This is a genomic window from Desulfosarcina widdelii, from assembly GCF_009688965.1.
Taxonomy (GTDB): Bacteria; Desulfobacterota; Desulfobacteria; order Desulfobacterales; family Desulfosarcinaceae; genus Desulfosarcina; species Desulfosarcina widdelii.
Genome location: NZ_AP021875.1, coordinates 2369135 through 2390825 on the forward strand (window position 1 = coordinate 2369135; position 21691 = coordinate 2390825).

The 21691-nt window shown below is 56.4% G+C and carries 18 protein-coding genes; 4 read left to right on the plus strand and 14 right to left on the minus strand.

The features are described from left to right. Positions 1-27: 27 nt before the first annotated feature. The 6 genes from GN111_RS11100 to GN111_RS11125 all read right to left on the minus strand — a co-directional run bounded on the left by GN111_RS11100 (position 28) and on the right by GN111_RS11125 (position 7869). The gene (locus GN111_RS11100; protein WP_155303818.1) at positions 28-879 is read right to left on the minus strand and encodes a hypothetical protein; all 852 of its coding nucleotides are present in this window, start codon (positions 877-879) and stop codon (positions 28-30) included. Between the two features lie 56 nt (positions 880-935). Beyond that, positions 936-1298: a putative quinol monooxygenase gene (locus GN111_RS11105; protein ID WP_155303819.1), complete on the minus strand. Its 363-nt coding sequence runs from the start codon at positions 1296-1298 to the stop codon at positions 936-938. Between the two features lie 66 nt (positions 1299-1364). Further along, positions 1365-1886: a hypothetical protein gene (locus GN111_RS11110; RefSeq protein WP_155303820.1), complete on the minus strand. Its 522-nt coding sequence runs from the start codon at positions 1884-1886 to the stop codon at positions 1365-1367. A gap of 52 nt (positions 1887-1938) precedes the next feature. Beyond that, positions 1939-2637 carry a hypothetical protein gene (locus tag GN111_RS11115; RefSeq protein ID WP_155303821.1) on the minus strand — a complete coding sequence of 233 codons (699 nt, stop codon included), beginning with the start codon at positions 2635-2637 and terminating at the stop codon, positions 1939-1941. Between the two features lie 84 nt (positions 2638-2721). Beyond that, positions 2722-3723, minus strand: a complete 1002-nt coding sequence (locus tag GN111_RS11120) for a hypothetical protein (protein WP_155303822.1) — start codon at positions 3721-3723, stop codon at positions 2722-2724. A gap of 504 nt (positions 3724-4227) precedes the next feature. Beyond that, positions 4228-7869 (minus strand): sigma 54-interacting transcriptional regulator, encoded by a 3642-nt coding sequence (locus GN111_RS11125; RefSeq protein ID WP_155303823.1) that lies wholly within the window; start codon positions 7867-7869, stop codon positions 4228-4230. A 32-nt stretch (positions 7870-7901) separates the two neighbouring features. Here GN111_RS11125 and GN111_RS11130 point away from each other — a divergent pair, with 32 nt between their 5' ends. Then, the gene (locus GN111_RS11130) at positions 7902-8078 is read left to right on the plus strand and encodes a hypothetical protein (RefSeq protein WP_155303824.1); all 177 of its coding nucleotides are present in this window, start codon (positions 7902-7904) and stop codon (positions 8076-8078) included. 177 nt (positions 8079-8255) lie between these two features. Here GN111_RS11130 and GN111_RS33660 read toward each other — a convergent pair whose 3' ends face one another. From GN111_RS33660 to GN111_RS11160, 6 genes are all read right to left on the minus strand, one after another. Beyond that, positions 8256-8648: a hypothetical protein gene (locus tag GN111_RS33660; protein ID WP_197740530.1), complete on the minus strand. Its 393-nt coding sequence runs from the start codon at positions 8646-8648 to the stop codon at positions 8256-8258. 225 nt (positions 8649-8873) lie between these two features. Continuing rightward, complete coding sequence (locus tag GN111_RS11140) at positions 8874-9242, minus strand: hypothetical protein (RefSeq protein ID WP_155303825.1); 369 nt, start codon at positions 9240-9242, stop codon at positions 8874-8876. 120 nt (positions 9243-9362) lie between these two features. Continuing rightward, positions 9363-9920, minus strand: coding sequence for a response regulator (locus GN111_RS11145; RefSeq protein ID WP_155303826.1), 558 nt, complete (start codon positions 9918-9920; stop codon positions 9363-9365). Positions 9921-9948: 28 nt separating this feature from the next. Beyond that, positions 9949-10779, minus strand: a complete 831-nt coding sequence (locus GN111_RS11150; RefSeq protein WP_155303827.1) for a sensor histidine kinase — start codon at positions 10777-10779, stop codon at positions 9949-9951. Between the two features lie 3 nt (positions 10780-10782). After that, positions 10783-13083 carry a sensor histidine kinase gene (locus GN111_RS11155; RefSeq protein WP_155303828.1) on the minus strand — a complete coding sequence of 767 codons (2301 nt, stop codon included), beginning with the start codon at positions 13081-13083 and terminating at the stop codon, positions 10783-10785. A 17-nt stretch (positions 13084-13100) separates the two neighbouring features. Beyond that, on the minus strand, positions 13101-13556 hold the full coding sequence (locus GN111_RS11160) for an amino acid-binding protein (protein ID WP_155303829.1): 456 nt from the start codon (positions 13554-13556) through the stop codon (positions 13101-13103). 196 nt (positions 13557-13752) lie between these two features. On the opposite strand from GN111_RS11160, the gene GN111_RS11165 reads away from it, so the two are divergent. Beyond that, the gene (locus tag GN111_RS11165) at positions 13753-14103 is read left to right on the plus strand and encodes a hypothetical protein (RefSeq protein ID WP_155303830.1); all 351 of its coding nucleotides are present in this window, start codon (positions 13753-13755) and stop codon (positions 14101-14103) included. Between the two features lie 121 nt (positions 14104-14224). Here the strand turns inward: GN111_RS11165 and GN111_RS11170 are convergent, their stop codons facing one another. Continuing rightward, the gene (locus tag GN111_RS11170; protein ID WP_155303831.1) at positions 14225-16909 is read right to left on the minus strand and encodes a response regulator; all 2685 of its coding nucleotides are present in this window, start codon (positions 16907-16909) and stop codon (positions 14225-14227) included. An 81-nt stretch (positions 16910-16990) separates the two neighbouring features. Continuing rightward, positions 16991-18946, minus strand: coding sequence for an ATP-binding response regulator (locus tag GN111_RS11175; RefSeq protein WP_155303832.1), 1956 nt, complete (start codon positions 18944-18946; stop codon positions 16991-16993). 334 nt (positions 18947-19280) lie between these two features. Between GN111_RS11175 and GN111_RS11180 the strand changes: the two genes are divergently transcribed. Together GN111_RS11180 and kbl are read left to right on the plus strand one after the other, a co-directional pair. After that, positions 19281-20300, plus strand: coding sequence for a GGDEF domain-containing protein (locus GN111_RS11180; RefSeq protein WP_155303833.1), 1020 nt, complete (start codon positions 19281-19283; stop codon positions 20298-20300). Between the two features lie 90 nt (positions 20301-20390). Next, on the plus strand, positions 20391-21581 hold the full coding sequence (gene kbl / locus GN111_RS11185) for a glycine C-acetyltransferase (protein ID WP_155303834.1): 1191 nt from the start codon (positions 20391-20393) through the stop codon (positions 21579-21581). Positions 21582-21691 lie beyond the last annotated feature (110 nt).

Here is a 21691-nt window from a genome sequence, read left to right on the forward strand (position 1 = left end):
GAAATGAATGGTTTACAATCGTATGTTTTAGAAATTGAACCGGGCGCCCATGAGCGGTCCGCTTAGGCGCACCTTTTGAATGACTTCGTCATCATTGTCCCACTCCATATGGCGGTATCCGATCATGACGTCGAACCAATCCATGAAGGAATACCCGATGCCGCCGAAGAGCGACCAGGTCAGGTCCGAATCGCCCGTGCCAATGTCTGCGTAGAAGGGGATGAACCAGTTGCCGCTGCCGAGGAAAATTTCTCCCCGGACGCCGCCGACCCCGTTCCAGGCATCGCCGTCTTCCGTAACGCTGCCGGACCGGGTAAAGAACTGTCCGGTGCCGGGGCCGTCGATATCCGCTTCCAGGTCCCAATCCACATCCTGCTCCATCCACAGGTAGCGCAGGCCGGCCACCAGATCCATCTTCAGGCGAGGACCGTCGATGGCCTGGTAGCCGGCGCCGAAGGTGGTGATGAAGCTGGTTACATCCACGTCCACGTCGGCACCCACGCTGGTGCTGGCTTCGGGGACGCCAAAATCGATGCTTTTGAGTTGGTTCTCCTCGGAAGAAACTTCCATGAAGATAAAATCCGTCGTGAACGACCACTTGCCTTTGCGGGCCATGGCGGTCACGATCAGTGCGAGATCCAGGTTCTCCAGGTAGTCGTCGGGTTCGATTTCGATTTCCGGTTCTCCGGTACTACCGTTAGGGGCCGCCAGCTTCAGGTCCATCTCGATGGTTGGCGCCCACAGGTAGGGCTGCAAGGTAAAGTGCCATCCGCCCGAGTCATCCGCCGCGATTGTTCCCGGTGCCGATGCCGCCAGAAGGCATGCCCATGTGACAGCAATCACCACGGTTCTCACCCTCTGAAAGGCGGTTACACCCATTTCGCACTCCTCCTCACTGTATCGGGTTAATTGCTTTCAATGACGACATCCTGTTTTCAGGCAACCGATTGGCGTGCGTTTTCGATGGTCTCAACCCCGGTCGATTCGCGGATGATATCGAATCGGATTTCCGGAGGCTCTTCGGCCATTTCGATCACCATGAGAATGCGCCGGTAGGCATCCGACTTAAGATGCTGCAGCACAAACTCATCGCTGGTCCAGCGTTCCTCGATCATGATGGCGCGGACGTCGTCTACGCCCCTGTAAAGTCTCGAGAAAATGCAGTTGGGTTCGAACTGGACCTGGGCACTGACGGCCCCGAGAATATCGAGCGCCTCGCTCTGTTTGTTGATTGGGATCAGCATGCGAATGGTGGAGTGCACGGCGAAAGATTGTTTCTGCTGGTTCGGGTGGTCCATGTGCACGCCTCCTTGGCCTGTAGGAATAATGCGTCTTGCCAATGGGCTCTTTCTGAAAATTTGGTTTCACCGATTGGGGGATTCCGGTTCCACCGGCAACGGCATGCGAAATATCCTGACAAGGCCACCGGCACCCAGATGTCGCCCCACCACCGACAACAGGTTGTATCCCAGCAAGGCACCGGACAGGCAGATGATGGTGACCCACACATGATACATGTCCGCCCGGCGAAAGAGGTTCCTCAGGGCAGGGCCGAAGCCGCCGTACTCGTGGCGCGCCTCGAATCCTTTCTCAAGGAGCAGTACGACGGTAACGCCCAGAGAATAGATAACGGTACGCAACAGCACGTCCACCCAGGCCGGCCGGGCTCGCACCCAGGCGCCCAGCGATACGTGTTCGAGAATCAGCACCACTTTGGAGAGGACCAGCGCACCGACGACAATCATCGACCAGTTCGATGCGGCAATCCGGTACTCGGCCAGGATCAGTGTTTTGATCAGCAGCATGGCGGCGATCCAGGCCGCGAAATAGGATGCAGCGATCCCCATCGCTTTGATTTCGTCTTTTAGCTTCTCCCGCCAGCCCATCGGCAGCCTCCTCCCGTGTTTGTATCACTCGGCAGCACCGCATCAACGAGCGTCATTGTTTTTCAACGGAAATGGCGATCATTTCGGTGATCTGGAACAGGACCCGTTCGCCTACCTGATGCCGGCTCAAATCGATGTCGTCGCGCACGGGAAACGTTCGGGTGCGGCCGTCCTTGAATTTCAGTTTAGCGGTACGCATGACCGGGTCAATGGCCACGACCGTTGCAATCATGCGTACGGTTCCGGCCACCAAGCCGCCCGGCTGAGCCCCCCTGGCAGCCAGTGCCACGACCCCTGCCGCGCCGTCCGGCATGGGTTCGACCTCTTCCGTGTCCATATAGCCGAGCGACGTCAATGCCTTGCCTTCAGGCACCACGGTACTCTCTTCGATGAGGCCGACGACCAGTTCTTCGGTCACGTGGGCTTTGACCAGGTCGCCCACGCGGATCTGGTCGAAGTTGACCGCCTGGGGTCCGACCGCAATATGCTTTTTCTCCCCGTCGGGTCCCAACAGCACCACCGTGCGACGGGTGTAGTCGATATCGGTAACGCGTGCGCTGATCTCCACCGTGTTGACCATAACCCCGCCCGGCACGCCGGTTTCGAAGGCAGCCGAACTACCCCCTTTGGGTGATGGGGGCGGCGGCGGCGTCGTACAGGCGGAGAAGATCAATGCAGCGGCCAACATCACGGCCATGGTCCGGCAGACAATCACTTTTTGTGAGAAATAACCATTCGGGTAGGGTTTCATCCGTTCTATCCTCCTTTTTGAGCTGATTGAATGGATTGTGCTGATTCGCATTCGGTTAGATTTTCCATAGATATCATATACTTTTCATCCTGCCGGGATCGTCACCAACGGCAATCCCTCTTTGCCTCCTGTCTCTGTGAGCGAAAACAACATCATTAAAAAAGCGAAGGTCCGTTTGGATCGGAAATCCCTTTTGTCAATCCAGAACCAGTGGCCTTCGTAGTAAACCGCCGTATACGCGCTCACCGGCTTATCCGGCCCGGTTTGTACCTGGATGAGTTGCTTATAGTGCGCCGCTTCATCCACCGGCGGCGGCAATGCGGAAGGCGTCAGTCCATCGGCCACGTGCTCGGCAGGCACATCGATCTGGGCGGCCAGATCGACCATGATCTGGAGAATCGATCGGGTCAGGATGGCGATTTCACCGTCATCCTGGGACAAGAGCCCATAGGTCACCTTGAACTCCTGCCTGCTGGGATCCAAACCCAGTAATTGATGGATCTCTATACGGGCGTCCACGATCTCCTGCGATTCAATTTGTCGATGGAAAAACAGAACGGTGGTTTCCTTTGCTGCCGTGCCTTTGAGGATGCGCATGCCAACTGCACCGGATTTCTGCGTCTTGCGCAACAATTTTACCAATCGGTAAAATTCCGGGTCGCCCAAACGTTGATCCGTCCCGGCGGCCTGTCGGCTGCGAAAGCCGTTTACGGATTCCACCACGATGGGGAAGATGATATCCGCCGGCCATCCTGCCTGGAGCAAAAACAACAGTGATTTCGGCGGGATGGGAATCATGAAATTGTGATTGAACTTGGCGCCCGTGATGGGGGCATAGGTGATGGTCGGACGGTCGGTGTATTTTCCAGACGTGCCCAAGCTAAGCAGATCGCCCTGAGTGGCCGAGTCCGATGAGAGGCTACCGCCGAGATTGACCGAGCCTTCGAGCGTGTATCCGCTGACAATGGAGGCAACCTCTACGAAGAGCGGCATGTCTGCATATCGAAGCTTGACGATGTTGAGCAGGGTCTGTTCTTTCCATGAATCAGCAATGGCGGTGTTGTACTCGAATCGGTCGCGGGGCACGGTTTGGGGGCCTACATGTGTGCAGCCAACCCAAAAATTCAAGGATAAGAGTACAATAAGGAAGTACTTCATGGATTGCTCCACCTTTCAAACCCATGGTTGTTTCTTCCATTCGCGAATCCGGTCAAAACATTGAACGGGGGCTAAAGGGATACTTGCCGGCATTCGCGCCTCACACCGAAAATGGCGACAGGGATCCTCATGTTGACTGGAACATGCCCCCCTTGGGAAACGGGCTCGTCGCAGGTGTGCTTGGGTTCCAACCCAAGCTGAAACCCCTTCAAGATCCACGTGGTACCATCGGGCTCACGATTCAATGGTCCGCAGTACACAGACATGAATTCAGTCGATGTTTCAGCGAATTGTGTGCCAGGAATTGAGGAAGGGACTTTGAACTGTATAAAAAATTGAAATTATGTTAAATTTAAAAGATCCGACAGATGACAAGAGGTTTAAAAAAAGGGGGGCTGCCTGTATTTCGGCTTGACTGCCGATATACAGGCGCTATGCCGATGACTTGCGGATGCCCAGCTTCTTCATCTTCGATTGCAGGGTGGTGCGTTTGAGACCCAGCAATCCGGCGGCACCCCCCGGCCCCGACAGGCGCCAGCGGGTTTGCTTCAAAACGTCTACAATGTGCCGGCGTTCCAATTCTTCGAGGTTAAGGGTTTCAGGCACCGCCGCACCATTGGTCCCATTGGGCGGATGCACCTCCAGCGTTCTGCCGCTGCACACGATCAGGGCCCGCTCGATCACATTGCGCAATTCCCGGATATTTCCCGGCCAGGCGTAGCGCTGCAGTTCGTCCATGCACCGGCGCGGCATCTCGTCGATGCGCCGGCCCATCTTGTTTTCGTACTTTCGGATAAAAAACCACACCAACGGGGGAATATCTTCCCGACGCTCCCTGAGGGGCGGCAGGTGGATGGGAAACACGTTCAACCGGTAGTAGAGGTCCTTCCTGAATTTTCCAGCATCTACCTGCCGGGCCAGGTCCTTGTTGGTGGCTGCGATCACACGGACATCGACCTGGATCGACCGGGAGGAACCCAGGCGTTCGAATCTGCCCTGCTCGAGCACCCGCAGCAATTTGGCCTGCACGTCCAGGGGCAGTTCGCCGACTTCGTCCAGAAAGACGGTGGCCCCGTCGGCCATCTCGAAGCGCCCGGTCATGCGGGTCAAGGCGCCGGTGTAGGCCCCTTTTTCACGGCCGAACAGTTCGCTTTCGACCAGCGTGGCCGGCAGGGAGGCGCAGTTGACCGTCACCAGGGGGCGGTCCCGACGGTCGCTCAGTCCGTGCACGGCCCGGGCCAGCAACTCCTTGCCGGTGCCGGTCTCCCCTTCGATCAGCACCGTGGCCTCGGTCCGGGCCACCTGCTCCGCCTGGGACAGCACCTGTTTCATGACGGGGCTGCGGCTGACGATCTCTTCATGCACGTGCTGCAGTTCGATCTCTTTGCGCAGTTGAATATTTTCTTTTTCCAGCCGGCGTTTGAGTTGGTTGATCTTTTCCAGCTGGTCAAGAATCCGCTTTTCTGCCTCTTTCCGATGGCTGACGTCCCTGGAAGCACCCATCATCCGAACCCCCTGGCCATGGCTGCCGGGCATCCGCCTTCCGCTGGCCTGGATCCAGCGGATCCCGCCATCGGGAAGCACGACCCGAAAGTCGATGTCGAGCGGCTTGCCGGAATCCATGGCGGCTTGCACGCCGTTCTCGACCCGTTCGCGGTCGTCCGGGTCGATTCTGCTGTTGAAACGGGCATAATCCAGCGATTCGTCCTCGTCGAACTGGAACAAGGCCCTGAGCTGGGGGGTCCCCCAGACGTACCCGGTATCCGCCTCCATGACCCACAACCCAACCCCGGCCGATTCGGTGGCCGCGCTCAGCCGCATTTGACTTTCACGCAACTGCAGGTCGCTGCGCTTGCGGGTCAGGGCATTGGCAAAAATCTGGGCGACCAGCCGGAGATTCTCCAAAACCGGTTGCTGCCAGGTTCGCTCCGCCTTCAAGGTGTCGAATGTCAGGATCCCGATAAGCGGGCCTCCCCCGGCCGACAGGGGAATATTCACCGACGACTGGACACCGTAATGGCGCCGCGATTCCACGTCGCGGGCCGCCTCGGGGGGCATGCTTTCGGTAAATACAACCAACTCCTCGCCACGCAGCAGCCTTTCGAATGCCCAGGGAAAGGCCTTCCGGGCGTCGATGCCAACCGGATGCGCCGGGCCCTCGGGTGGGCTGTACAGGTGGGTGATGGTCATAAAATGGGGCGAATCCTCAGACCACTGCCACAAAGAGGACAGATCCACCCCCAGGCAGTCGCAGATCTGCCGCTGGGCATCCTCAATCTGGTCGTCGATCCGGTCGGCAGGCAAATTCACGAATTGGGTTGAAATCTTGGCGATCAAGGATTCGAATCGCCGTATATGCGCCACCCTCGTCTCGGACTGCCTGCGGGCCAGGGCATTGGCGAAAATCTCGGAGATCAGGCGAAATTTCTTGAGAATCGGATCCGGCCAGGATCGTTCCGTTTTCAAGTCCTCGAAACTTAAAATGCCAATTAGCGGGCCGCCGCCAGCTGTAAGTGGGACACCTACGGATGATTTGATTCCATATGTGCGATAGGACGCGATGTCGTATTTGGCCTCTGGCGGCAGATCACTGATGTTAATGGCAACCAGGCTTCCTCTGGAAAGCTGCGCGAATCTCCATGGAAATGCTTCATGTGCATTGAGACGGTCTGGAGGAACTGGACCGTAAGGCGGGGGTGGGCTATGCAGGTGGGTTAAAACTAACGATTCCTGTTTTTCGTCCAACCACTGCCACAATGAAGACAAGTCTACATCCAGGCATTCGCAGATGCGTCTTTGGGCGTCTTCGATTTCGGCGTCGATCTGATCGGCCCGCAAGTTGACGAATTGGGCCGAAATGTCGGCCACCAAGTCCTCGAAACGCCGAAAGGACGCCAGCTGCTCTCCAGCCTGCTTGCGGGCTAGTGCATTGGCGAAAATTTGGGCAATCAGCTGAAGTCTGGCCACAATCGGTTCCGGCCAGGAGCACTCCCGATGCATACAGTGAAAATCCAGCACGCCGATGGTCGGACCGCCGCCGGCGGAAAGCGGGATCGCCAATGATGACCTGGCTCCGAGTTGACGACGTGACTCGGCATCGCGTGCGGCTTCCGGGGGCATGTCTTCTGTGGGCAGCATTACCAATTCGCCGCGCAGGACCCTCTCCAGCACCCAGGGAAAGGCTTCCCGGGCATCGATGCCCTTGCCTATCAACGGGGTTTCCGGCGGCCCGTATAGATGGGTCACGGTGAAAAAGTCCGGTTCCCCGTCTGACGGTTGCCAAAGGCCGGACAGGTCCACATCTAAACATTCGCAAATGCGTCGGTGGGCGTCTTCGATCTGGGGGGCGATCTGGTCAACCGGCAGATTGACGAAGATTGTAGAGATGTCGGTTATCAAACGCTCGAATCTCCGGAGGGACGCCACCTGTTCCTCGGCGTGCTTACGGTTGAGGGCGCTGGTGAAGACCTGAGCCACCAGATGGAGGCGTCGGACGACAATATCCGACCATGTCGTCTCTTGAATGAGCCTGCCGAATGACAAGGCACCGAGAACTTTCTGACCGGCCGATAAGGGAATTACATAGGAAGACTTGACCCCCCAGTTCATGAGGGATTCGCGATCACGCTGCGCTTCCGGAGGCATGCCTGCAAGACTTTCGATTACGACTGTTTTCCGTTCCAGAATCTGACCCAACACCCATGGGAAAACCTCGCGTGCATCAAAATCGTCATCCGGAAGATACCCCCCGGAGACGTCGTATACGTGCGAAATCCGCAACTGACCGGAGGTTGCTTCAGTCAACTGCCAGAGCACCGACCGATCGATGCCGAGGTGATCACAGATCCGGCCTTGGGCATCGACAATCGCCGCATCGATTTGGTCCATGGGAAGGTTGACGAAATCGGCGAAAACTTCGGTCACCAGCGCTTCGAACTGTCTGCGGGATTCCAGCAGGTCCACGACGCCGGATTCCACCCATGTCTCCGGGATGTTGACACAATCGCGATGGATGTCCGGGTTGTCGTCAACAATCAATATTTTGGTGGAATCAGTATTTTTGTTCCGCTTCACCGAAAACCTCCATGGGGCGATAGGGCAGTTCGATGGTAAAAGTGGTGCTCCTGCTGGCTGCGGTCAGCAATCTTTCCCTTTCGCAGGCGGCCAAGGCGCTTTTGATCCCTGATGCGTGGATTTATGGAAGATATTTACCACATGGACGGCATACCAGCAAGGTGCCCGGAAATCGACAGCATGCCCATATTTCGGCAAAAAACCCATAAACATCCTGTCCAATGGAATTCGTATATACAAGAACTTTATGTAATTACATCTTGTTATGGCCGGCGGATTCCCTTGTTTCCGAAACAATGGGTAAAGAGAAGTTTCATGAAGACTGATCTTTCTTCTTGTTTTGTGGTCATCCTTTTGATGCTCTGGAAACAGACCCTGGACATTTCCTATTTGCGGATGAAGACGACCTCATATGTTTGTCCGTAGGCCGCCTGGTAATAGATTCCCATGAGGGCGTCTTTATCCGGTTGGTACAACAAGGTGTAGGTCGAACCGGGATATCCGCTGTCACGCAGCTCTATTTCTGTTTTGAGATAGCCCTTTACCGTCGAGGCCTGAGCACGGTGGACGTTGACGGTACGGGGATTGTAGTAGGCCGCATCCATGCGGCCATCCGGTGCCACGCTGCGGATGTCGATCACGTAACCGCCGTCCGTACGCTGCCACTGGCCTTTCAGCGGCCGGAAGTCATCGGCGAACGATAGAGATGCACAGACAGCCCCAATCAACAGGAAAACACACCATTGGAGATACACAGCCGGATTCACTTGTTGTTGCATGAGCGGCTCCTCTTCAACTAAAATTGCAGTCAACATGCAGGTTATTGGGGTTGACCTCGCCGGTCAACCAACTTTTTGGGTGACTTCCCGCCTACCCTTCAGGCAAAAGGGAGACAAATATATCCATCAAGACGGTACGATTGAAGTCAAAAAAGAGGCGATCCTGACACTCATAGACCTTCCCAGTCATAAAGGCGAAGCTGCATGATTCATCCGGAGCAGTGCTCAATCCAGTGTAAATTGGATCATGATCGGCATTACAAGGAAGGGCTTGATCCCCCAGCATCGCAAGGTTTTACGATCCACCTCCGGCGGCAAATCGTCGACACGTTCGATAACGGCATGGTTGCCGTCTAAAACCTGCGACAGGATCCAGGGAAAGGTCTTTTGAGCGTCGAAAAGCGTGTCCGGGAAGAACCCCCCCGCCGGAAAGATCGTGAATGGGAGACAGATGCGACGCTGGGCCTTTTCGATGGCCGCATCGGCCCAGTCAACGGGAAGGTTGATAAATTCGGCATACATTTCCGTCAGAAGCATCTCGAATTGCAGGCGTTCTTCCACGTCGTGGGTCGATGCGTGATTTACGGTTGTCATGTCATCTGTTTCGGCATGCGTGTTTTGGGTTATCTGTCGGGAAGCGATCTTTCTGTGATTCTTTACTTAAAACTGGGTGATCGCCTACGATGCCGATTCGGATATGACCGTTCAGGGCATTCAGATTCCCTTGTCCCGCACGCGCGGATCGTGCTTCAAACGCTCCTGAATGCCCCGACCCACTTGCCAGGTCCGTGAGAAATCGGACCAGAAGGCATCGTTTTCCGACTTCCAGTCAGAGCCGAAGCGTTCGTCGAAATACTCTCCCAGTTTGTCGAAGAGCAGTTTCCAGGGCGGCTTGCCGGCTGCCCGGGCAGCCAGCAATTCTTCGAGAAGGTCGTCCAGTTCGGCCAGGGTCTCCTTGGGAAGATAGGCGATGGCCCCTTTGCGGATGGACGCCATGAGGGTATCCGGGTTGACGGCGTGGGCGGTCAGCATGACCGTGGGGATCTCTTGAGCCACGGCCTCTTCCAGCAGTTCCAGCCCGTTAACTCCCATGATATCCAAAATGGCCAGATCGTAACTGCCGGTACGGATCTTCTCCGATGCGCCGGCATAATCGCTGGCCACGTCCACTTCGGCCATGTCCAGAATATCCTGGATGGTCTCCAGGATGTCCGCTTCGTCGTCCACCGCCAGAATGCGTTTGCCATCCAGATAATTCTTCTCTTCCGCCATGGGTCCTTTTCCTTTCCGATCCATTGATTCAGATTCCCTGTTCAGACAATTCCTCCGGCTGCTCGAAGACCAGAGGCAGCGTCAGACGGAAAACCGCTCCCGGCCCGCGGTCGCATTTCACTGTAATGTCTCCCCCCATCCGGCGGGCCAGAATCCGCGCGCCGGCCAATCCCAGGCCGTGACCGGTCCTGGACAGCATCGTGCACGGTTTCATGCGCGTATAACGCATGAAAATGAACTCCCGGTTCTCCTTTTCCACTCCGGGACCGTCGTCCACCACCTCTACCAGCAGACGATCCTCGACGCAGTCCATGCCAATCTCTATACACTGACGGCGATGCTGGAATGCATTTTTAATCAGGTTGCCCACAATCTGCCTGAACTTGGCCAGGTCCTGGCATAGCTGAGCCTGGCCGGCACTGTCGCTGCAGGCAATCCGGATGCCGCCCCCGGCCAAAAGGGCCTCCCGCTCGGATGGCGATGCAGCGCCGCCCAAATTCTCCCAGAGACCGGCGTCCACCGATTCCAGCGTTTCCATCAACACCGCGTTGACCGTATCCAGTGCATTGAAATGGCAGCTCTGGAAGCAACAAGCGTCGGACCGGCCCACCTCCAGCAGATCCGCAAGCAGGCTGCGCGCCTTTTTGGAATTGCGCAAGGCGCGGTCGAGCGTTTTCTGTTGGCGTCCGGTCAACGGTCCATATTTGTCCGTCTTTTCCAGAAGCATGCGGACTGCGGTTTCGATAACGGCAATGGGGTCTTTCAACTCGTGGATGAGAAATTCCACATCGACATCACTAAAAAACCGGCCTTGGGCGTCAGGATGCTTGCTGTCTATCATCTTCCGTTCTTCAGTCATGGCTCACAGGTTACCGGTCCGAAACCGGATCTGCATGCGGGTGCCTCCGGACGCCTCGCAATCCGCCCGGCTGCGGCAATGCTCACATTGATCGATATCACCGGGGCAAAGGTCGGCATCCAAAGGAATGTAGCGGCACCGCTGTGAAATCATGCGTGTATCGAATCCGTAGCGCTCGGAGAAGATGGTCATCCGCAGCAGATCGAATCCCTTGCCTCCGGCATTGAAGTCATACGGTGCACGGGTTGCATAAGTCAGCGGCTCTCCGGCGGCAAAATAGTGATTGAAGATCAATCGCTGCTTTTCCTCGGTGATGCCCACACCCCGATCCTCGACTTCGAAAACGGGTCCTTTTTCTCCATCTCTCACCACCACCGTCACGCGTCCTCGATCCGGTGTGTTTTCGATGGCGTTTTTGACCAGCCCTTCCACGATTTTCTGCATCACTTCCATTGGCAGCCACACCGGGGCGACCGGCTCCAGGCGCGTATCCAGCCGGATGCGGCGGTGGGCAAAACGGGGTTTGATTTCCTCCAGATATCGGCGAACCATTCGATCCAGCGTTATTTCAACACTGGGCAGATCCGCTTTTCCGAACTCCCGGTCGATAATCTTTTGGATTTCCTGGGGCAATCGGGTGCTGCCCGGATCCGTTTCAGCCAGCGTTACCAGCATATCACGGCAGGCGTCGAGGAGGAAAGAGAGCATACCGTGAGCCCGGTAATCCTGCTCCCGCAACATGTCCCCGATTTCGTACTGCATGTCCAGCAGGCGTTGAAGGTTGCGCCGCGCCCGGGCCATAATTCGCCGATTCCTGTCATCGGCCGAATCCGGGGCCAGCCGTTTTTCCAGCAGGCCCAGTGAAGCCGAAAGCACCGAAAGCGGGGTTTTCAGTTCATGGGAAAGGTGATGAATCACCTGTTCCTTGGCGCGGTTGAGTTCTTTTACATTGTCGTAGGTTCGCTGCAGGGCCTCGTTGATACGGGCGTTTTCGATGGGCAACGCCACCAGATTGGCCACTGCCGAAAGCAGGTCCACATCGGCATCGCCAAAGGCGCTCTCCTTTTTGTTTACCGCGCACAATACGCCGATCATGCGATCCTGCACGCGAAGGGGCACATCCAGCATATTTTTATGATGGAACTGGGCCTGCCTGTCCACTTCGCCGTAAAAATAGGGGCTTTGGGAAGTGTCGGAAACGATCAGCGGTCGCCCGGTCCTGTAGACCTGTCCGGCCACACCCTTGTCCATGGGAAAGCGGATCTCCTGCATCTTGCTGCTGGTTTCCCGGTCGTCGTAAGCCGCCACCGGAATGTAGAATTCACCGGCCTTTTCATCGATTAGAATCACCATGGCGCCGTCAACGCGAATCAATTGCTGGACCTGGCGGGTGATGTAGGCCAGCATCGGTTCCAACTGGGCGTAGCGGTGCAGGGCCTGGGCAACACGAAACAGGGCCTGGTTGGTCTGCTCAGCCCGCTTGCGGGCGGTCACGTCCCGCAAGGTGATGACTTGGCCGGCCGGGCGGTCGTCTTCATCGTAGAAAATCGCCCCATCGACAACGATGTCCAGCAAACGCCCGTCCTTGGTCAGTCGCCGGGTTTTAAAGGAATGGAGCACCTGGTCGGCAAACAGCTTCTTGATGCCCTGCCGGGTGTGCTCTTTTTCCGACTCGGGAACAAAAGGAATGCGCCGGCCCTCCAACTCGGCCAGTGTCCAGCCGAAAACCCGTTCGAACGCCGGATTGAGATAGGAGACCGTGCTGTCCAGATTGAAAACGAAGACCGGATCGGGCAGAAATTCCAGAAACGCCCGGTAGCGCCGTTCGGCCCGGCGACTGGCCCGATAGAGGTCGTGGGAACGTTTCTGGGAAGCCTCCAGTTCCCGCTGGTCGGCAATTTTGCGGGTAACGTCACGGGCCACCCCCTGAAAGCCGGTTTTCCTGCCCTGGCGGTTGACGATCAGGCTGGCCGATATCTCCAGGATCCGCTGTTCACCGTCCTTGCGAATAATTCTCCAGATGATGTCTGCCGGGATCTGGCCGGATTCGAACAGCCGATTGAAAACAGTGTAAGCATAGAGCGCATTTTCCGCGTCCATGAATTCCCGGTAGTTGCGTCCCTGGATTTCTTCGGCGGAATAGCCGAAAATGTGACACAGGGCGTTATTGAAGAACCGGAAATTGCCTTTCAGGTCGGTTTCGTAAAACCCGTCGGCCACATCTTCGAGAAACACCCGGAAACGTTCCCGGAACGCATCTTCGGCGTCCTTGGCGGGATCGGGTTTCGAGGAATCGGCAGTCATAAGGAAGGCTGCCGGTTTCAGGAAGCGATGTCGGAGTTTTCGAGGATACCGAACTTCTCGGAATCCAGCAGGTTGACACCGTTTTCCTGCATGACCGCGATGGCCCTGTCATTATCGGAAAACCGGAAGATCATGACCGCCCGCTGGCTGCTTTGTCTCAAAAAGGCATACATGAATACCACCTGGATATTGGCATCCAGAATCGGTTTGAGCACCACGGCCAGTTGACCGGGACGATCCTCGATCTCGGCGGCGACAACTTCGTTCACCATGGCGGGAATATGCATCTCCATGAGCAACTGGCGGGCTTTGGTCACATCGGAAACCAGCAGTCGCAACTGACCGAAGGCGCCGGTGTCTACGAGATTCAACGCCCTGAGGTTGATGCCCGCATTTCCAAGTGCATGGGTCACCTCGTAAAGACGGCCCGGTGAGTTTTCGATGGAGACGACGATCTGTTTCAGCTTTTTCATGGCCCCTCCCCTATAGAATACCGCCCACCCGGATTCGGCGGCAGTAATAGCCGCTGTCGGTCAGGCACGAAGGTTGAACGCCTGGCGGCAATACCGTCCGAAGCGTTTGACAACAATCCAATAATATTGCTATTTTTTATCGTATACGATCGCAAAAAAGCACGAATTCTGTCAAGACCCAACCCAAGGTGAACCTATGAAATTCATCGCCATATTTGCCTTCTGCGGCCTTTTTTTGGGGATGCCTGCCGTTTCGGCGGCATTGACCGCGGAAGAAATTCTGCTGCTCAAAGAAAACGGCGTCTCCGAGACGACCATTCAGATGATGCTGGCAAGCGAAATCCGGGCGCAGTCCACGGGTTATGCAAATCCTCAAGAAACCATGGGCGTGAAAACCATCCGGCGGCCGGACGGCCGGAAAGCCATCATCTACACGACCGGCCGGGGGAACCGCGACGATAAGGATGCCGAGGAGCGCCTGAAAGAAGAACGGGCCTGGGAGATGCTGCGCCACCTTATCGTGGACACGCGGACGGTTGAGGACTGAGAAGCGGGCCGAGAACAGCACCGATGGAAGCGGGATGAAGGATGAGGGACGAAAAGCAGTCATGCACTCTCGAATTTCGTTGAAGCCCCCGGCTCACGCCTCGTCTATCATCCATCTTCCCTCATCCCTCAGCCCTTTTCCCGCTCCTCCCGTCCCCAACAGCCGCGATCATCTTCCGGAGATGGCTTTCAAAGGCCTTCAATTCATCACCCAACTTCCGGGACAAATTTTGGGCTTCGTCAAACGCCTCCCGGTCTGCTGCCTGTTCCAACTGCAAGGCGGCATCCGCCGCGTCATCGACCTGGAAATTGCGGGCCATACCCTTCAAGGCGTGGGCCGTTCGGCGCAGCAGCTCCCGGTCCTTTTTGTCGATGGCCCGGTGGATGGTGTTCACCATGGGCGGATAATCGCTGATGAACATATCGGCGACGTCCTTGAAAAAGTCGCTGTCGTTGTTGAACGCGGCCAGAAGCGCCTTCAGTTCGCCGCCGTCGTCGGCAGACACCGGCAAGGCTTTTGAACCTTCCTGCTCCGGGTCTTTTTCGAACAGGGGAACCACCCGACGGATGGTTTCGATCAGAGAAGCGGAGGAGATGGGTTTGGAAACGTATTCATCCATACCGGCATCAATGCAGCGTTCCCGGTCGCCTCGCATGGCATGCGCCGTCATGGCGATAATGGGCACATGGCGGCCGGTGCCTTTTTCCAGTTCGCGGATCCGTGCCGTGGCGGTCAAACCGTCCATCTCCGGCATTTGAACATCCATGAGCACCACGTCGAAATCGTGATGGGCCAGCGCATCGATGGCCAGTCGGCCGCTTTCGACGATGGTAACCCGGCAATGCCAGTTTTCAAGCAGCCTCCGGATGAATTTCTGGTTGAACGGCGTGTCCTCGGCAACGAGAAGATCGAGCGGGGGCAATGTGAGATCCGGACCGAGGCTGCTTCTGCCTTCGGGCATTTGAAAACCGGGCTCATCGGCGTATAGCGCCTGGATAATGGCATCCAGCAGGTCCGACGGGCGGACCGGTTTGGTCACCGTAGCACAGGCACCGGCCTCCTGGAATCGGTCCGTCTCTTTCACCGTTTTGGTTGTGAGCATGACGATGATCCGAGCCGGTTTTTCGGCTGACGCCTGGATCGTTTTAACCAGGGAAAGCGCTCCCGGCCGGGCAAGGTCCGAATCGATCAATACCAGTTCGAAGCCGGTGCCATTATTATTCTCTTTTTCCAGCAGCGCCCTCGCTTCCTTCACCGAGGCTGCCGGTCTCGGCACCGCTTTCCAACTGGCCAGCATCTCGCACAATATTTTCAGGTTGGTCGCATTGTCGTCGACCACCAAAACGCGCAGACCGGTGGGATCGATCTCGTCCGGCAAAACAGTGCCGTCGATGGCCATGAATTCCTCATCCACATCGAAATCGACGGTGAAATGGAAGATGCTGCCCTTGCCCAACTCGCTCTTGACGGCGATTTGCCCCCCCATCAGCTTGACAAGCTGGGACGATACGGCCAGTCCCAGCCCCGTTCCACCATACTTTCGGCTGGTGCTGCCGTCCGCCTGTCGGAAAGCTTCGAAAATCAGGGCCTGCTTGCCGGTGGCGATGCCCACGCCGGTATCCCGGACCGCTACCTGCAATACCAGCCGGTTGCCCTGAATGGACTTTTTTTGGGCCAGAACGACAATCTCGCCGGAATCGGTAAACTTGAGGGCATTGCCGACAAGGTTGAGCAGGACCTGGCGAAATCGGTGGGCATCTCCGAACAGGCGGTCGGGGACATCCGGTGCGACACGGTAGGCCAGTTCAAGGTCTTTCTCATGGGCTTTCACGGCTAAAATCTTCAAGGCCTCACCGAGAAAATCCCTCAAATTGAACGCCGAACGTTCCAATTCCAGTTTTCCAGCCTCGATTTTGGAAAAATCGAGGATGTCGTTGATCACAGCAAGTAGGGAGTAGGCCGCTGAATGGACCACTTTGAGGTCTTCCCGCTGCTCGTGGGACAGAGAGGACCCCAGCAGCAGCTCCACCATGCCGATGATGGCGTTGAGCGGTGTCCGGATCTCATGGCTCATGTTGGCCAGAAATTCGCTTTTGGAGCGGCTGGCTGCCTCGGCGGCCATCTTCTCCTGCTTTAAAGCGTCGGCCTGGCGGCGGCGGGTCACATCCCGCAAAATGCCCCGGTAACCGGCGTTCACGCCCCCCTGGCCTCGAATAGGGGAGACCGAGGTCTCCACCCATCGCAGCGCACCGTCCTTGCGAACGATGACAAACCCCAGGTCTTTGGTAGCCCGGCCCGTGCGGTCGACCTTGTTAAATACGCCGATCACCTTTTCCGTCTCCGCAGGTGTCAGCAGCCGCCGGTAGTCCAGCTGCCGGAGCTGGTCGGCCGGATATCCCGTGATTCTTCTAAAGGAATCGTTGAAAACGGCAAATCGGCCTGTCGGTTCGATCTCATAGTAGCCGTCTTCGATATTCTCGATGATCGTACGGTGCTTCTCTTCAACGCCGGCCAGGGCCTCATCCGCTTCCTGCCGCTGTCGAAGGGTGTGCGCCACGTGGGATCCGAAAAATACGAAAAAACAGATGACCAGCAGCCGACTGAGCACCTCATCCATTCCCGGATGGAAAAACCTGTAAAAAAAGGTGCCGTTGGCAGTGGTCATGGCGAACAGCAACGAATCGACGATCCAGTAGACGCCCACCACGGTAACGCTTAAAATAAAAACGCTGCTTTCCAATCGCCGCGTACTGGTCTGTTCCCCTGACTGGAGCGGTCTTCGCATCTCTTTACGGGAATCTTTCATCGGTGGGGTTTCAGCCTTATGAATTGCATTCCCCTCTTGCCCTTGCGGGCGATGGTACTCGGGTTCTTAGGGGTTCATGGCTCAGGAAAGAATTTCCTCGATCTTCCGGGCCAGTTGGTTGAGGTTGTAAGGCTTTTGAATAAAACCGTCGCACCCTTTCTTCAAGATGGATTCAGCCTGCCCCTCGATGCTGTACCCGGAGGAAAGAATCACACGAACATCGGGACTGACGGCTTTAATCCGGTCATAAACGATTTCACCACCCAGGTCCGGCATGATCAGATCCAGGATCAGCAGCTTGATGCGATCCTTGTTTTCCTCGAACACGCGCAGGGCCTCTTCACCGCCGCCGGCCAGCAGCACCTCGTAGCCCAGTTCGTTGAGCATGGCCTTGTCGGCATTGAGTATGTACTCTTCGTCATCGACCACCAAGATGGTTCCCGATCCTTTTTTCGGAAGTTTGTCCGAAGAGATGACCCGCAGTTTGTCCTGCGTCTTTGGCTTTTCGAGAATGCGGGCCATGGGGAGATAAATGGAAAACGTAGTCCCAAGGCCCACCTTGCTGTCGACCTTAATGATCCCGTGGTGGCGTTTGATAATCCCGAACACCGAGGCCAGGCCCAGACCGGTTCCCTCTCCCATGGGCCGGGTGGTGTAAAATGGTTCGAATATCCTTTCGATGGTTTTGGCGTCCATCCCCGATCCGGTATCGGCCACGTCGATTCTTACGTATCTGCCAGCAGCCAGGTGGTAGGGTTTGACAAAAGCGTCGTCCAGGCTGATCGGAGACGCGGAAACGGTCAGGGTTCCCCCGGCGGACATGGCATGCCAGGCGTTGACGTACAGATCCATTAAAGCCAGCTCGATCTGGGCGGCATCCACTTCCGCCATGATCGGATCTTCCTCCAGACGGCAAACCACATGAATTTCTTTGCGGGTGCGGGCAAACATCCCGGTAGAGGCCTCGATAATGCTGTTGACGTCCAGCAGATCGAGGGAATAGCGCCCCCCTTTGGCGAAACTGAGCAGTTGGCGGGTCAGATTGGCGCCGCTGTCGATGCAGCGTTCCATGCCGGCCAGTTCATCATACCCGGAGTCTCCGGGGGATTTGTCCTGGATCAGAATCGAAATGTTCCCCTGGATACCCATCAGCAGGTTGTTGAAGTTGTGGGCAATTCCACCGGCCAGGTTCCCGATGGCGTCCATCCGTCGAACATGCTGCAACTGATACTCCAGGTTGCGCTGGTCGGTGACATCCGTGATCAGAAGAATCGTCGTGTCCGCTTCCCCCTTCACCGGGAAACTGCGGATGACTACTTGACGGCCGTTGAGTTCCAAGGGCCGGGTCAGTCCAACCGTTGGTCGCTCCCCTTTGTCGTCCTCCAGCAGCCCTTCGATGCGTGGTCTGTCCGCCTCGTTGAAAAGTTCCCGGGGTTCGGCGGAAAGCAGGTTTTCCAAGGGGATGCCGAAGAGCTTTACCGCTGCGGTATTCGCATATACCACCCGCCCGGTATAGACTTCGACGATCCCCTCGTTCATGCTTTCTAAAATGGTTTCCAGGTGGCGGTTGCGGCCGAGCAGCTCCTTGGTCATCCGCCGGGCGTAAACCGGAATGCCGTCCATCGACGCGATACCGCGAATTTCGTGTTCCGTGATCGATTTGGAAGGGTCGTTGGCGTCCTCGATGGCGGCCAGCACATGTTTCCCCATTTGGCCGAAGGGACCCTTGGCGATGCATGCATTCACCCCGATTTCCCTGAAATCCAGATCCATTTCGGCAACTGCGGCCGAAATGATCGCCAGGTAGCAACCGCGCATGTGCTCCATGGTCCGAATGATCTGACAGAGTTTGTCGCCTCCGATCTTGGGGATGATGAGGTCGACGAAAACGATGTCCGGACGATAACGGGTAAGCAAACTCAAGGCACTCAGGCCGTCTTCGCAGGTTTGAACTTCATGGCCTTTCCCCTCGAGAAGATTGGACAGGAATTTGAGGATCATTCTGTTGTCGTCGACCACCAGTATTTTCTTTTTCATGGATTTTCCGTCTTTCAGCGACCGCTTTTGCAATTGGAAGAATCGGCAGGCACAACAGCCATCTCGGGCCACTGCGACAAAGATGATGCCTCGAAACGCGTTGTTGGATAATGTTCTTTCAGGTCAACCGATTATGCACAGGCAACCGGTAACGGTCAAGCAAATTATGGTGCCAGGACGGACGGTTTTCGGTACTGGTTTTTAATTGACAACCTTCCTTCGGCCTCCTAAATAGAGTATCATCTAAAAAAATCGCAACCGGCTGGCCTTTGGGGAACTGAAACGGATTGTTGAAGGCGGCTCACCCTATTTTCTCAAAAGAGACCTTTTTCATATGGATTATGACGATACCATAGAGGAGTCACAGCGCTACCTGCGCCTGGCGCTGTCCTTTCTGGGCAAACACTGCCTGCCGACCGACCCGCTGAATTACTGCGTCTGGTATGAATATGCGTCCGGAAAAAACGAGGACCTCAACGCGGCCATCGACGAATACCTGAAGAGCGAGACCACATTTTCCAAAGAAACCATCCGAAATCTTTTCGATCTTCATATCGCCGGCAGCGAAGAAAAGGTAAACAAACTGGTTCGGGAGGAATTGAAAAAGCTTTTCATCGAAGTCATCGGTGCGATCCAGACCACTAACGAGCATTTTTCCGAATCCGAAAACAATCTGGAAGCGATCAATGACACCTTGAAACCGAGCCTGTCCGAAGCCGACATCGAGAAAATCGTCAATCAGATTAAAGATGAAATCGGCCGATTGGAAGCTTCGAGCGCCTCTTTTAAAAACCAGCTCAACCAGGCCACCCGTGAAATCGAACGTTTGAAGGCCAGAATGGCCCGCTACCGCAAGGAAGCCTTCCTGGACCCATTGACCGGGATCGCCAACCGCCGGGGGTTTGAAAAGAATCTGATTCAGGCCATCGACAAGGCCGACAACGAAGGCGACTCCCTTTGCACGATCATGGCCGATATCGATCATTTCAAGCGGATCAACGACACCCACGGCCATACGGTGGGAGATAATGTCATTCGCATGGTGGCCATGACCATCAAAGATGCCATCAAGGGAAAAGACCTGGCCGCACGCATCGGCGGTGAAGAATTCGCCATCCTGCTTCCGGATACCCCTATTGACGGAGCCAAGATCCTCGCCGAAAAAATGCGTCTCTTGTTTGAACAGCTTGACCTGAAAAAGAAAAACACCGGGGAGCGTCTGGGCAAGATCACCCTCTCCTTTGGTGTGACCAGCTATAAAAACAACGAATCTGCCGATAGCTTCATGAACCGGGTCGACCAGGCCCTGTATCAATCCAAAAAGACAGGCCGCAACAAAGTTACCGGCCTTTAGTTAGCCGTATTGGTGGGCTGCTGCCCGGCCCATGCTGCCGCACACAAGCACCATGGGATCGGGTCAATCTTTCCTATGGAGGGCGATTCCATGCACCCAAGCCTGACGGATCACCTGAAAACCGAAATCGCCGCGTTGCGGGAAGCCGGCCTGTACAAGGACGAGCGCGTCATCACGTCGGCCCAGCAGGCCGCCATCGTGGTAGGCGGCGAGAAGACCGTACTGAACTTTTGCGCCAACAACTATCTGGGGTTGTCCAACCATCCCCGCCTGGTGGAAGCCGCCCGCTCGGCCCTGACCACCCATGGCTTCGGCATGTCCTCGGTTCGCTTCATCTGCGGCACCCAGGATATCCATAAGGATTTGGAGGAGCGGATCAGCCGGTTTTTGGGCACCGAAGACACCATCCTTTACAGTTCCTGCTTCGACGCCAACGGCGGCCTTTTCGAAACCCTGCTGGGCGAAGAGGATGCGGTGATTTCGGATGAATTGAACCACGCCAGCATCATCGACGGCATCCGTTTGTGCAAGGCCAGGCGGTTTCGATACAAAAACAACGACATGGACGATCTCGAGCGTCAGCTGGAAGCGGCCGCCGCCTGCCGCTATCGCCTGATCGCCACCGACGGGGTCTTTTCCATGGACGGCATCATCGCCAATTTGAAAGGCATCTGCGATTTGGCCGACCGTCACGATGCCCTGGTCATGGTCGACGACTCCCATGCCGTCGGCTTCATCGGCGAACACGGGCGGGGAACGCCGGAATACTGCGGCGTATCCGACCGGGTAGACATCCTCACCGGCACCCTGGGAAAAGCCCTGGGCGGCGCCTCGGGGGGATATACCTCCGGCCGCCGGGAAATCGTTGCCTGGCTGCGCCAGCGCTCCAGACCCTATCTGTTTTCCAACTCCCTGGCGCCGGTAATCACCGCCACCTCCATCGCCGTGCTGGATCTGCTGGAAGAAAATTCGGAACTGCTGGGGCGCCTTTCGGAAAACAGCCGCTATTTTCGCGAGAAAATGGAAGCGGCAGGATTTACCCTGGTGCCCGGCCAACATCCCATTATTCCGATCATGCTCGGTGACGCTGTTCTGGCCCAGAGAATGGCGGCCCGCATGCTGGAAGAAGGCATCTACGTGGTGGGATTCAGCTTTCCGGTAGTCCCCAAGGGCCAGGCCCGCATCCGCGCCCAGATGTCCGCCGCCCACACCAGGCAGCACCTGGACCGGGCCATCGATGCTTTTATTCGTGTCGGCCGGGAACTTTCGGTGATCGAATAAGGACGGCTCCATAAAAAGGACGATATCTTCGTTACGCTTCGTCCCTCGTCACTGCGGAGTACCTATATGTACGCCTCATTCCTCGGGTCTCGCAAGCCTTCATCTCGACC

Coding starts and splice junctions, on each gene's coding strand:
- GN111_RS11100 (WP_155303818.1), bottom strand. CDS start 879: ATGGGTGTAACCGCCTTTCAGAGGGTGAGAACCGTGGTGATTGCTGTC.
- GN111_RS11105 (WP_155303819.1), bottom strand. CDS start 1,298: ATGGACCACCCGAACCAGCAGAAACAATCTTTCGCCGTGCACTCCACC.
- GN111_RS11110 (WP_155303820.1), bottom strand. CDS start 1,886: ATGGGCTGGCGGGAGAAGCTAAAAGACGAAATCAAAGCGATGGGGATC.
- GN111_RS11115 (WP_155303821.1), bottom strand. CDS start 2,637: ATGAAACCCTACCCGAATGGTTATTTCTCACAAAAAGTGATTGTCTGC.
- GN111_RS11130 (WP_155303824.1), top strand. CDS start 7,902: ATGGTAAAAGTGGTGCTCCTGCTGGCTGCGGTCAGCAATCTTTCCCTT.
- GN111_RS33660 (WP_197740530.1), bottom strand. CDS start 8,648: ATGCAACAACAAGTGAATCCGGCTGTGTATCTCCAATGGTGTGTTTTC.
- GN111_RS11140 (WP_155303825.1), bottom strand. CDS start 9,242: ATGACAACCGTAAATCACGCATCGACCCACGACGTGGAAGAACGCCTG.
- GN111_RS11145 (WP_155303826.1), bottom strand. CDS start 9,920: ATGGCGGAAGAGAAGAATTATCTGGATGGCAAACGCATTCTGGCGGTG.
- GN111_RS11150 (WP_155303827.1), bottom strand. CDS start 10,779: ATGACTGAAGAACGGAAGATGATAGACAGCAAGCATCCTGACGCCCAA.
- GN111_RS11155 (WP_155303828.1), bottom strand. CDS start 13,083: ATGACTGCCGATTCCTCGAAACCCGATCCCGCCAAGGACGCCGAAGAT.
- GN111_RS11160 (WP_155303829.1), bottom strand. CDS start 13,556: ATGAAAAAGCTGAAACAGATCGTCGTCTCCATCGAAAACTCACCGGGC.
- GN111_RS11165 (WP_155303830.1), top strand. CDS start 13,753: ATGAAATTCATCGCCATATTTGCCTTCTGCGGCCTTTTTTTGGGGATG.
- GN111_RS11170 (WP_155303831.1), bottom strand. CDS start 16,909: ATGAAAGATTCCCGTAAAGAGATGCGAAGACCGCTCCAGTCAGGGGAA.
- GN111_RS11175 (WP_155303832.1), bottom strand. CDS start 18,946: ATGAAAAAGAAAATACTGGTGGTCGACGACAACAGAATGATCCTCAAA.
- GN111_RS11180 (WP_155303833.1), top strand. CDS start 19,281: ATGGATTATGACGATACCATAGAGGAGTCACAGCGCTACCTGCGCCTG.
- kbl (WP_155303834.1), top strand. CDS start 20,391: ATGCACCCAAGCCTGACGGATCACCTGAAAACCGAAATCGCCGCGTTG.